Origin of the sequence: Bacillus tequilensis, assembly GCF_012225885.1 — a bacterium.
In the GTDB taxonomy this organism is placed as follows: domain Bacteria; phylum Bacillota; class Bacilli; order Bacillales; family Bacillaceae; genus Bacillus; species Bacillus tequilensis.
On sequence record NZ_CP048852.1, the window covers coordinates 562532 to 576583 of the forward strand.

The following is a 14052-nucleotide window of genomic DNA, read 5'->3' on the forward strand; positions in this document are numbered from 1 at the left end:
TTTCAACTATCATCGAAATATGAATGTAAGGAGGAAAACCATGAATCCTAATATCGCAAAAATCTCTTCGCTGCTATCTGATCCCTCGCGTTCGTCCATTCTTCTCACCCTAATGGATGGAAGGATACACCCCGCAGGAGAGCTTGCATATCTCGCTAATATTAAACCTCAAACCGCAAGTTTTCACCTGAAAAAATTGCTTGAAGAAAAGCTAATCAGCGTAGAGAAGCACGGAAGGCATCGGTATTACAGATTGTCTAACTCAGATACTGCAAACGTGATTGAACAATTGCTTTGTATAGCGCCTAAAGCCAAAGTCACATCTTTAAAAGGTTCAAAAGGAAAAAGTGACTTGCATTTCGCCCGAAGCTGTTATGATCATCTGGCGGGTTATGTGGGTGTGCAAATCACAAATTCATTAGTTGAGCAGGGGATGTTAAAAAAAGTCGATCAAAACTTTGAGATGACGTCAGAGGGTTCTTTGTTCTTTTTAAGTTTAGGCATCAACGAAGAGCAGCAGCGAAATAAGAGGAGAGCTTTTGCCCGCTGCTGTTTGGATTGGAGTGAACGGCAGCATCATCTTGCAGGAGCATTAGGAAACGCCCTATTGGCACGAATGTTGGAAGAAGAATGGATCGTTCGTATGCCTAAAACGAGAGCGATTAGGATGACCCAAAGCGGGAAAGCCGCATTTGGGAAGTACTTCAAAGTGAATATTGAGGGAACTTTTGATGTAAGAGAATGAGAAAGAAGGGGTGAGATACGATAAAATCTTACCCCTTCTTATTATCTCGAAGTTGCTTGATTTCCCATAGCAATAGAGATGCGATTCCAACTGTTTATTTGATTGATGATGAGCACAAGGTCTTTCATCATAATGTTTTCGCACTCGATGATATAGCTCGTTGGGAATCCTTTTAGTTGGGATCAGCGTGATGTGTTCACACAGTACGAGCGCATCTTTCTCTTTATGGCATTATTTTACTATCTTTTGGCAAGAAGCTGCTTTGAATAAAAATAGGGATAGCCAACAATGATGAGCGGAGCTGCTAATGCAAGCAGGATCCACGAGTCTGAGTGACTGTCTTTAATGATTCCAATGAATATACAAGTACCGATGAGAAAATATAATAAAGCACCTAAAAACCAATACATGTTCATTCCTCTTTTTCCTTGAATGTGATTTTTGATTGAGTATTTTTGTCTTTCTCATTGCTTAATCGATCAAGGCGCTGATTTTTTAACACTTTTTCAGTCCGGATTCCTTTTCTTTTTAATGATAAAATGGTGAGATCAATCGATTTCAATGATGATCATTCCTTCAAAATAGTGACTTCCTTATTATTGTAAATGTAAGCTCGGAAAGATAAAACGTACATAAAGGCAGAACGCTTATGTACGTTTGGGCAATCATCACATGTTGGAAACGCTAATGCTTCACTGTATCTTTGTATTGTTGAGTGCCTTCTCTTCCTATAAAATGATGGGAAACATGTATATGTGGTTCGAGTGTATATCGCTTCTGCCAATGGAAAGGAAGTGAATGCGGTTTGCGTATAAGGAATCCATTCAAAGAAAAATACTACACACATGATAGACGGGCATTAAACATGCTTGCGCTCAGAGTGCCGGGGCTGGCTTTTATTCTCATGATCTATGTAGCCTCTGTCGTGCTGCAATTTATTACTGCGAGCTGGTCCATTTTATTGTTTAATGTGTTTACGATATTGATGGCTGTTTTTTCTTTTCTGCACTGGCATTCATATCGCTGGGTTAAGAAAAGCGTCATTCTATACTTTGCACTGCAAGGTTTGATCACTTTTACACTTGCCAATGTCATGACTGGCTTCTTAGTGCTGGTCATCGTTGGCCTTTATGCATTTTTGATTGGACAGATTGCAGGAATGGCCGATAGAAGAAGGACTTTCCTCATCCTTTATTTATTGCTTTTGCTGTCAATCAATGTGCCGCATCAGATTCACAAAGGTGAATATTTGCATTTTATTGTCATTGCTGCGCCTATCATGATCGTTATCATCACCTATGCTGCAACATTATTTGCCCAAGTCGATGAAAAGATAAAAGCCCAGCTGACTCTCGAAAGACTGGAGCTAGCTCATCAGCAGGTCGAGCAGCTGACACTGCAAAACGAGAGACAGCGTATGGCCCGGGATTTACACGATACGCTTGCTCAAGGGCTGGTCAGTTTAAATATGCAGCTGGATGCTATTCATGTTCATCTCACGAAAGGCAACACAGAGAGAGCGAAAGAAATCATTCAGCAATCGATGAAAAGAGTGAGAGGTACATTAGCGGACGCACGTTCAGCGATTGATGATCTGCGCAGCAAATCAGAGGAAATCGGTTTTTTAAAAGAAAGAATTACCTCACTAATGGATCATTTTCAAGAGGCGACAGGCATGGGGGGGTTTTTAGACTACAGGTTACAGCAGGTGTTAGACGTTCGTACAGTTGAAAACTGTTATTTCATCATTGGAGAATCCATAACGAATGCAGCAAAGCATGCTGAAGCAGAATCGATTTCGGTATCCATTTGGGATGATGATAAGGGGAAGCTCCATTTAACAGTCAAGGACAATGGCAAAGGATTTGATGTTGAAAAGGGCAAGAAAAAGAGAGGACATTATGGGCTTCTTGGCATACAAGAACGCGTCAGAGCCATGAATGGCCAATTTAATATCAAAAGTACAAAATCTAAAGGAACACAAATTGAGATCACTGTACCAATTCAGGGAGAGATACAAGATGAATAAGGTTTTAATCGTTGATGACCATCTTGTCGTGAGGGAAGGTCTAAAGCTTTTAATAGAAACGAATGATCACTACACCATCATAGGAGAGGCCGAAAATGGCAAAACGGCAGTCCGCCTTGCAGATGATTTAAAACCGGATATCATTCTCATGGATTTGTATATGCCAGAGATGAGCGGGTTGGAAGCCATTAAACAAATAAAAGAAAAACACGACATCCCTATCATTATTTTGACTACGTATAATGAAGATCACTTAATGATTGAAGGAATTGAATTAGGCGCGAAAGGATATCTGCTGAAGGATACGAGTTCAGAAACCCTTTTTCATACCATGGATGCAGCAATAAGAGGAAACGTGCTGCTGCAGCCTGATATCTTAAAACGTCTGCAAGACATCCAATTTGAGCGGATGAAAAAACAGAGCAGTGATACGCAGCTGACAGAAAAAGAAGTCATTGTTCTAAAAGCAATTGCCAAGGGCCTTAAAAGCAAAGCGATCGCCTTTGATTTGGGCGTTTCAGAGAGAACAATAAAGTCCAGGTTAACGTCCATTTACAATAAATTAGGCGCAAGTTCAAGAACGGAAGCCGTGACGATTGCCATGCAAAGAGGCATTTTGACATTAGACAAATAACTTCATATTTGAAATTTGCCCAAACGTACATGACCGAATGTACGTTTTTTTATTTCAATGTGAATGAGAAGGAATGTGATCAAGCAATGTGTTGAAAGGAGATTATCATGTCAAGAATGTTATATAAATGAGGAGGATGGGTTGCTCGCCATCGTCTAAAAGTCATATATGCGTGGATCGTTGTGTTAGTTGCTTCGATAGGGCTGGCAATCACATTTTCGCAGGATTTATCTTTGCCGGAGAAGCTAATGTGAAAGCCAACGGATTAGCTCTTTCCTTTGGTGTGCTCTTTGACGCATTTATTGTGCGAATGACCCTGATTCCAAGTGTGATGAAACTGATGGGGAATGCAGCCTGGTATTTGCCGAAATGGCTAGACAAGATCATTCCGACTATGGACATAGAGGGGCATCAACTCACGAAGGAAATACAGCCAGAGATCGATCATGAACAACAGAAACAAATCAGTGTGTAATAGAGAAAGCAGATCTTTCATGATCTGCTTTTTTGCTTTACAGTTATTTCTTGTAGTGTGTAGAAGATGAAGTCGGCAGTTAAAAAAGGAGACAGCTTATGACGCAATCACTTATTTTGGCTAATGGATGGAACCTTGTTTCAAACTGACAAATTTCGGAATGCTCATTAGACGATGCTTTTGATTTTTTAGGTCACTTGGCAAATGGGATACGGTCACCCCTATTCAAAAATACAGGGAGATCATGGGTGTTCCTTTACCTGAACTATAGAAGATTTTATTGCCACATCACTCCAAGGAAATAAGAGAAAAGGAGGATGCTTATTTTTTAGATTTGTAAAAAAATAGAGTCCATTAGAGAGACTCTATTTTTTGAAATGCCCGGTTAGAAGCATATTGAAGGTCTTTAAGGATGCAAATCACTATCTTATAAGCACTTACCGTGAAATGCCTGTTTCTGCATTGAAAAAACGCATTACACGTTCATTTACGTACGCCGGCTGATCCATTGATAAGACATGGCCGGCATTTTTAATGATTTCCGCCTCGATACCGGGAACTAACGAAGAAGCACGGTGTAAGGCTGAGAGGGGATCATAGATGACTTCATGTTCACCTAGTAATAATAGTATGGGGACTTGTACTGACTGTAATTCCTCGTCAGTGAAAACATACGGAAATCCATCTGCTTTAGGGCTTGGATTTCTTAATCCATCCTGCCACATCACTCCTGCCTGAAACTGCTTCACAAAATTCGGGTGAAGAGCATTGCGATCTCTCATCATCCAACTTAAGAATTTCTCAACCCCATTCGGCTCTGTAAGACTAAGAGCGTATTTGTAAAAATCGTGATGGAATGGCAAAAACGTTTCTGCCGGACTCAGTATAGCTGCGCTTTTTACTCTCTCAGGCATACGGAAAAGGAAATTCATCGTATGGAGGCCGCCAAGCGAAAGCCCGATTATGCGGGACTTTTCGATCTCCAGATTGTCAAACACATCAAGAAGCCAATTGGCGTAATCCGTTCTCGTACCGCTTAAATTCTCAGGAATACTCTTGTTTTTATCACCTATAATGTCAACTGCATATGTTCTGTATTTGCTGCTCCAATCGGTGATGTTGGGATACCACATCGTCGAGCTGAATAATGCTCCGTGGAGTAATACAAGCGGCGGAGCATCCTCTGGCCCGCTAGCAATCACATGTGTTTGACCAAAACGAGTAGATATGTAGAATGATTTGCAGCGGACTGGCCAAAGACTAAGGCTTTCATTATAAGTTTGATAATAGCGGATACCGCTGTCGCTTAATTCGGGAATACTAGATGAATGATTTGACATATAAATGCCCCTCCCAATTTTGTTTAATGAAGGTGCCGTTTCGTGATGGGGAGTCTGAGTTTGATATAACAGCCTTTATTTACAATATAATACAGGGGTTATTTGACGTCAAATCCAAGATAAAAAAGAAATAAAATGATTAGAACAGATTATTGAAAATCAATATAACAGAATATTAACCTCCTTTTTGGGAGCCGCTTCATTAAAACCGCAATCCAAACACATGAATCATAAAAAGGGCAACAGGCGGAATCAATAGGGAAGGCAGCAGGTTCATCGTTTTACATTTCTTGATTCCCAGAATGCTTATTCCTGAACTGAGGATGAGGATGCCTCCTACTATTGTGATTTCGTTTATAAGGTCTGTGTTGAGCGCGCTCTCCATTAGTTTAGCAAATAAATAGATGGAGCCCTGCCAGGCAAATAATACAATGGCAGCGGCTGCTATTCCAAAGCCAAAGGTTGAAGCGAGCACAATGGAGGTAATCCCATCTAACAGTCCGTTTGTCAGGAGGTATGTATAATCTCCATGCAAAGCGGCTTCAACCGGGCCTAATATTGACAGCGAACCGATACAAAATAATAGGATCGCAGTTGATAACCCTTCCGCTAAATTGCTTTTAGAGAATTTGTTCACCAGCTTGGTGAATCGCAATTCCAGATTGATGCTCTGGCCGAGCAATCCTCCAAGGGCTAAACTCACGATAAAAAGAATGGGATATTGACTATCAGGCAAATGCTGTGCAATGGCATTGATCCCCAGCGCGACTGCGGCGAATCCCATTGCCTGCATCAGGATATCCTGCAATTCATCTTTCATGCCTTTTTTGAATATCCCTCCGATGATGCTTCCTGCAATGATCATAACGGTATTGAATATGGTTCCTAACATAAGTTGTCTCCTCCAATAATGATTTCTGCATAAAAAATAAACCCTCCAGTTAGTAGAGAGTCAAGGGAGTTTACAAACATATTCATTTTATTGGCAACAGGATTTCAGTCACATAATGGTTTGGGTTATTTGTAATCCCATAATCAATGAGTGTGACTTCAATTGAGTCCCCGGCTACTTCATAATTTTGTTCTTTTATATAGGCCAGCAGCTGTTTGTAATATGGTTCGGCTTCCGGATGCGACCCTTTAAACCGAATTTGAAGATATTCTCTTGAAGGAAAAGTGATTTCTGATGAGGTTTTTTCAGTTTCATCTTCAAGTATCATGAATATACTGGAATATTTGTCGAACTGATTTGCTTTTACATTTGCGGCTGAAATGGACAAACCTATCTTGCCTATGAATATGTCTTCGTTCACATTCAGATGAGTTCTCAACTGTGCTAATGAATGTTCGATATCATGGCCGAGAATATATTCATGCTGTAAGTAAGCCACACGTATTGCGGGAAGTTTGATTTTTGAAATGTGATGTAATGGCGTGTGAACGGCATCTTCTATTTGGATGATCCGGCGGGAAATCTTTTTTTCAATGCGCTCCAATTCTCTCTTTTTGCGATCAATTTCAGTTTGCTGGCTTTTTAGTAAATCAATCAGCGTGTTTGTATTTTGAGAGTTATAAAAATCAAGGAGTTTATTGATTGGCAGACCTAGAGTCCTCAAATATTTGATGGTATCCAGCCGCTCAAACTGCTGGGTAGAATAATATCTATAGTTGGTTTGCCCGTCTTTATATTCAGGTTTCAAAAGACCAATCTCATCATAATACCTAAGTGCTGAGATTTTCACATTGAACAGCTTTGAAACTTCTCCGATCGAAAAAAATTCCTTCATTCTAACAACCTTTCTATCCTTATGATTTGCTACATCCACATTATATAGTACAGTGGGTTATAAGAGTAAAGTTTGCTGCATAAAGAAAAAGCTCCCTTAAAAAGGAGCTTTTTCATTCTTCAAAATAAGGATTCACATGAATGAGCACTTCTTCAACATCTGAAAAGTGACTTTTGATTTCATTTCGGATTTCGCGGGCAATATCGTGTCCCTGCTTAATCGTCAAATCATGATCCAAAGATAACCGGACATCAAGCAACTTATAGTGGCCATGTTCTCTCGCTCGGATTTTATCGAGCCGTTTGACTTGAGGACAATGCAAAATAACTGCTTTATATTCCTCTATCAGTTCAGGATCAACACTTTTCTCCATGAGAACGTCAACAGACGGCCTGATTAATTCCATTGAAATCTTAAAAATGAGGTACGCCACGATGGCACTGGCAATTGCATCGGCGTACAACAGATAGGACCATCCGCGGGTGTTCCCGATAATCGCCAATAGGACGCCGATAAAAGCGGCAAGAGAGGCAACGATATCGCCTTTATGATCGTATGCAATCGCTATAATCGCTTTACTGTTCCATTTTTCCCCTTGTTTGATCGAATAACGATATAAGATCTGCTTAGCCACGTAGGAAATCAGAGCCGCAAACAATGCGCTGTATTGCGGAACGCTTGGACCTTCAACAAAGGACGAAATCGCTTCTATTAGAATATACACGGAAACGAGCACTAATATTATTCCTACAATCGCTTCGCTGATGACCTCAGCTTTGCCATGCCCGAAAGGATGGTCTTGATCGGGCGGCTTATTAGAAATGCCGATCACGGCCAGGACAGCAATCGAAGCCACGACATCCGCTGCAGAATGTATACCGTCGGCAAAAACGGCTTCACTATCGCCTATCAGTCCAAAAAAGATCTTTCCTGCCATTAAGATCAGATTGGCTATCAATGCAATCAAAGCGACTTTTTTGCTTATTTGTTCTCTTTCACTCGTCATTTTGTCCTCCTATAAAACTGCACAAAAAAACAGGAGCGCTTTTGATTCGCTCTCCGTATCCTTTCTTGTGTAATCACTTTGCTTATCATACCAATTCAGTTTCGAGTGGGTCTATAGCAACGTTGTTTCCTGTTTGCTAATAAATAAGGTGACAGAAAAAAAGTTGGAGCAGGGCTAAACAGCACACAGAAAAATTCCGCTGAATTTGAAAATGAACTGTTGACATTTAAGTATTTATCTTTTATTATTATCTCATATTCAAGATATTTTAATTCGAGATAATTTAATTAGAGTGCAGGATAAGAACCTGCCGATCGTTTGAATCACGAAAAGATCAGGGAAGAGAACGCTTCGTTTTTTTGATCATATGCTTTGATTTTTTATACCATAATATCTCGGATTCGAGATAAAAAGGAGTGCGAGAGAAATGGCTGAATTTGTACAGCTGGTGAATGAAAGAAGATCTGCAAGCAATTTCCTTCCGGATCATCCAATCACGAAAGATGAACTCAACGAAATGTTTGAATTGGTTGCGTTGGCTCCATCAGCTTTTAATTTGCAGCATACAAAATATGTGACGGTTCTTGACCCGGATGTAAAAGAAAAGCTGAAGCAGGCCGCAAACGGACAATATAAAGTGTTTAGCTCATCAGCGGTTCTTTTGGTTTTAGGAGATAAGCAGGCATACCAGCAAGCGGCTGACATTTATGAAGGATTAAAGGTGCTGGGGGTACTCAATAAACAAGAGTATGATCATATGGTTCAAGACACCGTTTCGTTTTATGAAAACAGGGGAGAACCATTTAAGAGAGATGAGGCGATAAGAAATGCTTCGCTTTCTGCGATGATGTTTATGCTGAGTGCTAAGGAAAAAGGCTGGGATACCTGTCCGATGATAGGGTTTGATGCTGAAGCCGTGAAACAGATTTTGAACATAGATGACCGGTTTGAGGTTGTGATGATGATTACAATCGGGAAAGAAAAAACAGAAAGCAGAAGGCCGCGCGGCTACCGGAAGCCTGTGAATGAGTTTGTAGAGTATATCTAAATATTATGTAAAGGAAGGGATAAAAATGGCTAAAAAAACGATGGGAATCCATCATATTACAGCAATTGTCGGTCACCCTCAAGAGAATGCTGATTTCTACGCGGGAGTGCTGGGGCTGCGATTGGTCAAGCAAACGGTCAATTTTGATGATCCAGGTACGTATCACCTTTATTTTGGGGATGGAGGCGGGAAGCCGGGAACAATTATCACCTTCTTTCCATGGGCGGGCGCCCGCCAAGGCATCATTGGAGACGGCCAAGTTGGCGTGACTTCTTATGTCGTGCCGAACGGTGCCATGGCATTTTGGGAAAAGAGACTTGAAAAGTTCAACGTGCCATATACAAAAATCGAGCGTTTTGGAGAACAATATATAGAATTTGTTGACCCCCATGGCCTGCATTTAGAAATCGTGGAAAGAGAAGCAGGGGAGGCCAATACGTGGACTTTCGGAGATGTAACCCCGGATGTTGCCATTAAAGGCTTTGGCGGTGCAACCCTGTTATCAGCACAGCCTGAAAAAACAGGTGAACTGTTAGAAAACATCATGGGACTGGAGCGAGTCGGCAAGGAAGGAGACTTCATTCGTTATCACTCTGCCGGTGATATCGGAAATGTGATTGATCTTAAGTTAACGCCTATCGGCCGCGGGCAAATGGGTGTCGGCACGGTCCATCACATTGCTTGGCGGGCCGATGATGACGAAGATCAATTAGATTGGCAAAAATATATTGCTGCCCATGGATATGGTGTGACCCCGGTTCGGGATAGAAACTATTTTAATGCGATTTACTTCAGAGAGCATGGGGAAATTCTTTTTGAGATCGCTACTGATCCCCCGGGTTTTGCACATGATGAAACACAAGAAACGATGGGCGGCAAATTGATGCTCCCTGAGCAGTATGAACCGCACCGGGCACAAATTGAACAAGGGCTGCTGCCGTTTGAAGTGAGAGAACTAGATTAGTCTTAATGACTGCTGACGCATGAAGAAAAAGAAAGAGACATGTATTCAACCGATGTTGCTGGCCGGTACTTGAAAAGAATCAGACTGCTGCCTTTCAGCATATCATATTACAACAAAAACGAGGAGAGATTAAAAATGGAAGATGCAGGATTGTTGCTTATTCGTATCATGATTGGTGTGGTGTTTCTGTTTTATGGATCACAAAAATTATTCGGCTGGTTTGGCGGATACGGGATTAAAGGAACCGGACAATGGTTCGAATCAATTGGAGTTAAACCAGGCAATGCCGCGGCCGCTTTATCAGGCCTCGGGGAACTCGCAAGCGGAATTTTATTTATTTTAGGTGTATTCCTCCCGCTTGGAGCTGCTATCATAACGATCATTATGTTAGGTGCCATTGTAAAAGTCCATGGAGCGAAAGGGTTTGCGAACGGTGCCGGCGGTTTTGAATATAACTTGGTGCTGATTGCAGTCTCCATCGGAGTTGCACTTATCGGTTCAGGAGCTTACGCTTTGCATTTTTAATATAAGGATCTAAGAACAGTTACTGAAAAGCAGTAACTGTTCTTTTATTTTTCAAGCACAACATTAAGGTGCTCTGCAAAGCAAAAAAGCGGATATGATCCATATAAATGTGTATAGTGAATGTACGCGTATGGATGAGCTTGTTCATGAAAGACGGGCCGATTTGAAGGAGGGTTTTGATGAAAGAGCTGACAGACTTACATTCATTAGATTCTATAGAGAATTTTATTAAACAGCACCGATTCAGTTTTATCTACATTTCAAGACCCGCCTGTACAGTATGTCACGCTGTTCTCCCGCAGCTCAGAAAAGTATTGGATCAGTTTCCACATATCAAATTGGGGCATATCAATGCTGACGAGGTAGAAGAGGTTGCCGGCAGATTTTCAGTCTTCACTGTCCCAGTGCTTCTTTTGTTCATTGATGGGACTGAGTTTCTGAGAGAAGCCCGCTTTGTTCATTTTGAACAGCTCGAAGAAAGGCTGAAAAGGGTTTATCAGATATATCAAGATGAATAAAGTGTTTATACTTTATAAATGAAAAGCCCCCTTTAAGGGGCTTTTTGTCATGATAGGGATTGTGTCACACTGCCCTCCATGCTTGTTTTAAGAGCTGGATACCATGCGTGATGTAAGATGGCTGTTTGTATTTAGGACGATCATGGTGAAAAGCAAAAATCATATTTTTTACTGCGACATATGTATTTATTCAAATCCGTACCTTTGAAAATGTCAGTTCGCTCCTTAACCAGAAAGGAGGTTTATTCAGCCCCATTTCAACTTACCGAATCAGAAGCTCATGATGTCATCCGGGAAAACGGTTTTGCCACGTTGTTTTCAATGAATGAAGGCATGCTGTTTGCAACCACTTACCGCTCTTGATGAGTGCTGACAATGCCTGTTGGAAAGACACAGCGGATCACGTTTATGGGGAGCTTTTAGAGGATGAGAAAGAACTGGCTGACTCTATGAAGACTTGTATTGAAGTATGAAAGTCCGGACAGCTCGCACAAATGAGATGATGTAGATCCTGCATTTTTGGCGGGCTTACATAAAGGAGTAAAAGGATTCGAAATTCACATGAGCCAAAATCATTCACTGTTGCGGCAAACATTAGTAAGGAATCAGCTCAAACAGATTCTATATATCGACGAAAAGAAAATCGCAAGTTTAATGAATGAACAGGCTTGGGCACATAGGCTGTTAAGAAAGATTTAAGGAATGAATTGGGAATTTTTTATATCTTTTCGCTTCTTTATCAGTCATAATGAAATGGGCCAAAGATTTGTTTGGCATTGAACAGTTAAACAAAAAGGAGCTTTTTGAAATTGGGCTGGAGCAAATGGATTAATCTTTTCTGCATCATAGCATTAGGAGCAGTCTTGGGATATAAGTTATTTACCCATCAACACATCAGTACCCTTCACCTCATCATAACTTCCGCGCTCATCCTGTGGAATGTCATTGGGCTTTTCAGCAAAGAAGCCTCACATCAAACAAGACAAACCTAAGAAGTAAGATGAAAAAGAACTCAGAACGAGTTCTTTTTTTTGTGCGTCTTTTTATTCCTCACTAGGTGAAGAGGGGTTATCAGTCTGTCCTTGATCACTTTTATCATTATCAAAATTTACTGAAAAGATAATCGAAGTAGAGGGGGAATAATCGCCCAGTGTAAAATTCACTCCGTAATTCTTGCTGTTCGCTGTATGGCTGTTTTGCAAGTTTTGCCCAATATCGGCATTGGCGTTTTGTGTGATTCCGTTTATGGTGAAATTTGAGATGTTGATTTGAGATCGCATGCTCCAAAGGCTCCTTTCATTCATAAATACATGACACACCGAGACCGCTGACAATCTATTATTTTGGATTTGTACTCATAGGATATTTCATTTTTAGATATTAGCTTAAACTTAACGGTAAAAATTATATGTAACTTCAAGACAGCGATGAGAGAGAACATATTCTTTGAACAGCAAGATTCCGCTCGAATAGCCGCCTGACTAAGTTCAGGCGGCAGATCATGATTGTCATCTAAGAATTTGGCGTTTCATTTTTATTTTGCCTAAAGGATATGATTGTGGTTTTCAAAGATGAGTAGGAACCGATAGCGGCGTAGCCGTAAAACCAGCCCATAAATATGCCGGAAAAGAGGCTGTGTCGATGGCTTATAAAAATCGAAATGGCTAGGCCTATTATCAAGGCGGCGGACGGGACAAATGTTTTGGGGATCTTCAGCAACATTTTGAGAATTTGGGTGATCAAGATGATTGTTGGAACAGCTATCACGGCATCCCAAAAGTTTGTGTGGATATTTGGAAAATACATACGGCACCTCAGTAAGTGAAAATATCTGGTTTGGTAAACGATGAAAAATCTACGTTAAAATCTGGTTCATCAGTTCTTGAATCGCATTTGCGATATTTTGATTAAAGGCTTGGTTGTTTGAGGAGTTTGTTTGACTGGAAAAGGTGCGTTCAAAAACCATTCCTGTATTGCCTCCTCCGGCACCCTCTGTTGTTTTAGACACAGAGAACGGGCTGATAGAAAGTGCAGAGCCATTATTGAAAACGCTGTTTCCGGATATCGAATGAATAATTACAGTGCATCTCATCATTCATCTCTCTTCTCCTCTCGATTATTGCTGTTTATACAATATGGCATATGAGCGGCAACTGCTTAAACAAAACGGCAAAAACATACGGTGATAGACATAAAACTACATAAATCCCCAAGCGCTTTTTAATGCAGTTTTTTAGGGGTCTCTTTTTTATGCTTTTTACCAATTTCATCAAAAATATTCTGATTGCCTGAATTCTGGGCTTGTCCGTCCTTCCTTAAGAAATCCGGGTGAATGAGTTGTTTGAGATCTCTGACTGTTAAAGGCTTAGCATCAGCGGTTAATTCTAATCCCAATTGGCCGTTTGCTTCTAATGTCGCTTTTTTGACATCTTGTATGGCTGTTACGCCATGGAGTCTCAGCTGCATTTCAAGCTGATCAGCTGTAAGTCTCATCCTCTTTAAATTTTCAATATGAAGCTGCCCGTTTTCAATCACAATTTTTGCCTTTCCGGTTAGCATCTTTTCAATTATGTTAAATCGAATCTGAAGCCATTCCATAAGGATAAGTGTCGTTGTGAAAATCGCCGCGCCGATCAATGTTTTGACGAGGCTGTTTTCAATGATTGGCTGAACGATAATGGTTCCGATAGAAATCATGACAACCGTTTGAGTTGAGGTCATTTGTGCGATTGATTTTCTTCCTGAAATTCTGAGTAAAATAACTCCGGCTATAATGAGAACAAAAGCTTCCCAAGTAAAATTCATGCGACCACCTGACCAATGAGTAATGGATTTGTCATGAAGCGGCTATGCAGCCATTCGCGATTTAATATATCCGAAAGGCTGACGATTCATTCTGTATGTACACGATATTTTGGTCTGGCCAATGTTATTGGTATAGATGGATACAATAAGTTAAACAATGACATCAGCAGGAGATT

At 40.7% G+C, this 14052-nt stretch carries 17 protein-coding genes and 2 pseudogenes; 8 read left to right on the forward strand and 11 right to left on the reverse strand.

Annotated elements, in window-relative coordinates; genetic code table 11:
- Window positions 1-40 precede the first annotated feature (40 nt).
- Window positions 41-745 (forward strand): ArsR/SmtB family transcription factor, encoded by a 705-nt coding sequence (locus tag G4P54_RS02970; protein WP_167871722.1) that lies wholly within the window; start codon window positions 41-43, stop codon window positions 743-745.
- 41 nt (window positions 746-786) lie between these two features.
- Here the strand turns inward: G4P54_RS02970 and G4P54_RS02975 are convergent.
- From G4P54_RS02975 to G4P54_RS02985, 3 genes and pseudogenes are all read right to left on the reverse strand, one after another.
- Window positions 787-970 (reverse strand): annotated as a pseudogene (locus G4P54_RS02975) (carboxymuconolactone decarboxylase family protein); the annotation flags it as partial.
- A gap of 14 nt (window positions 971-984) precedes the next feature.
- Window positions 985-1161 (reverse strand): hypothetical protein, encoded by a 177-nt coding sequence (locus G4P54_RS02980; RefSeq protein ID WP_167871723.1) that lies wholly within the window; start codon window positions 1159-1161, stop codon window positions 985-987.
- Window positions 1158-1307, reverse strand: coding sequence for a hypothetical protein (locus G4P54_RS02985; protein WP_167871724.1), 150 nt, complete (start codon window positions 1305-1307; stop codon window positions 1158-1160). Before G4P54_RS02985 ends, G4P54_RS02980 begins: the two co-directional genes overlap by 4 nt.
- Window positions 1308-1550: 243 nt before the next feature.
- On the opposite strand from G4P54_RS02985, the gene ydfH reads away from it, so the two are divergent.
- The 3 genes and pseudogenes from ydfH to G4P54_RS03000 all read left to right on the forward strand — a co-directional run.
- On the forward strand, window positions 1551-2774 hold the full coding sequence (ydfH, locus tag G4P54_RS02990; RefSeq protein WP_167871725.1) for a two-component system sensor histidine kinase YdfH: 1224 nt from the start codon (window positions 1551-1553) through the stop codon (window positions 2772-2774).
- Window positions 2767-3408, forward strand: coding sequence for a two-component system response regulator YdfI (gene ydfI, locus G4P54_RS02995; protein WP_167871726.1), 642 nt, complete (start codon window positions 2767-2769; stop codon window positions 3406-3408). Before ydfH ends, ydfI begins: the two co-directional genes overlap by 8 nt.
- Window positions 3409-3622: 214 nt before the next feature.
- Window positions 3623-3883: pseudogene (locus G4P54_RS03000) on the forward strand (MMPL family transporter); the annotation flags it as partial.
- A gap of 437 nt (window positions 3884-4320) precedes the next feature.
- On the opposite strand, the gene G4P54_RS03005 reads toward G4P54_RS03000, so the two are convergent.
- The 4 genes from G4P54_RS03005 to mneP all read right to left on the reverse strand — a co-directional run bounded on the left by G4P54_RS03005 (window position 4321) and on the right by mneP (window position 8016).
- Window positions 4321-5223 (reverse strand): carboxylesterase, encoded by a 903-nt coding sequence (locus G4P54_RS03005; protein ID WP_167871727.1) that lies wholly within the window; start codon window positions 5221-5223, stop codon window positions 4321-4323.
- 202 nt (window positions 5224-5425) lie between these two features.
- Window positions 5426-6115 carry a DUF554 domain-containing protein gene (locus tag G4P54_RS03010; protein ID WP_167871728.1) on the reverse strand — a complete coding sequence of 230 codons (690 nt, stop codon included), beginning with the start codon at window positions 6113-6115 and terminating at the stop codon, window positions 5426-5428.
- Window positions 6116-6197: 82 nt separating this feature from the next.
- Window positions 6198-7010: a MerR family transcriptional regulator gene (locus G4P54_RS03015; protein WP_167873810.1), complete on the reverse strand. Its 813-nt coding sequence runs from the start codon at window positions 7008-7010 to the stop codon at window positions 6198-6200.
- Between the two features lie 112 nt (window positions 7011-7122).
- Entirely contained in the window at window positions 7123-8016 is an 894-nt protein-coding gene (gene mneP / locus G4P54_RS03020) for a manganese transporter MneP (RefSeq protein WP_024713987.1), read from the reverse strand.
- Window positions 8017-8443: 427 nt separating this feature from the next.
- Between mneP and G4P54_RS03025 the strand changes: the two genes are divergently transcribed.
- The 4 genes from G4P54_RS03025 to G4P54_RS03040 all read left to right on the forward strand — a co-directional run bounded on the left by G4P54_RS03025 (window position 8444) and on the right by G4P54_RS03040 (window position 11071).
- Window positions 8444-9064: a nitroreductase family protein gene (locus G4P54_RS03025; RefSeq protein WP_167871729.1), complete on the forward strand. Its 621-nt coding sequence runs from the start codon at window positions 8444-8446 to the stop codon at window positions 9062-9064.
- A 25-nt stretch (window positions 9065-9089) separates the two neighbouring features.
- Entirely contained in the window at window positions 9090-10028 is a 939-nt protein-coding gene (locus G4P54_RS03030) for a ring-cleaving dioxygenase (protein WP_167871730.1), read from the forward strand.
- A gap of 135 nt (window positions 10029-10163) precedes the next feature.
- Window positions 10164-10553 (forward strand): DoxX family protein, encoded by a 390-nt coding sequence (locus tag G4P54_RS03035; protein ID WP_007609195.1) that lies wholly within the window; start codon window positions 10164-10166, stop codon window positions 10551-10553.
- Between the two features lie 179 nt (window positions 10554-10732).
- Complete coding sequence (locus G4P54_RS03040) at window positions 10733-11071, forward strand: thioredoxin family protein (protein ID WP_167871731.1); 339 nt, start codon at window positions 10733-10735, stop codon at window positions 11069-11071.
- A 1043-nt stretch (window positions 11072-12114) separates the two neighbouring features.
- Here G4P54_RS03040 and G4P54_RS03045 read toward each other — a convergent pair.
- The 4 genes from G4P54_RS03045 to G4P54_RS03055 all read right to left on the reverse strand — a co-directional run bounded on the left by G4P54_RS03045 (window position 12115) and on the right by G4P54_RS03055 (window position 13876).
- On the reverse strand, window positions 12115-12351 hold the full coding sequence (locus G4P54_RS03045) for a spore germination protein (RefSeq protein WP_167871732.1): 237 nt from the start codon (window positions 12349-12351) through the stop codon (window positions 12115-12117).
- Between the two features lie 232 nt (window positions 12352-12583).
- The gene (locus G4P54_RS21205) at window positions 12584-12877 is read right to left on the reverse strand and encodes a hypothetical protein (RefSeq protein WP_240939723.1); all 294 of its coding nucleotides are present in this window, start codon (window positions 12875-12877) and stop codon (window positions 12584-12586) included.
- 49 nt (window positions 12878-12926) lie between these two features.
- Entirely contained in the window at window positions 12927-13166 is a 240-nt protein-coding gene (locus G4P54_RS03050; RefSeq protein ID WP_024713992.1) for a spore germination protein, read from the reverse strand.
- A 125-nt stretch (window positions 13167-13291) separates the two neighbouring features.
- Complete coding sequence (locus G4P54_RS03055) at window positions 13292-13876, reverse strand: DUF421 domain-containing protein (RefSeq protein ID WP_167871733.1); 585 nt, start codon at window positions 13874-13876, stop codon at window positions 13292-13294.
- Between the last annotated feature and the right edge of the window lie 176 nt (window positions 13877-14052).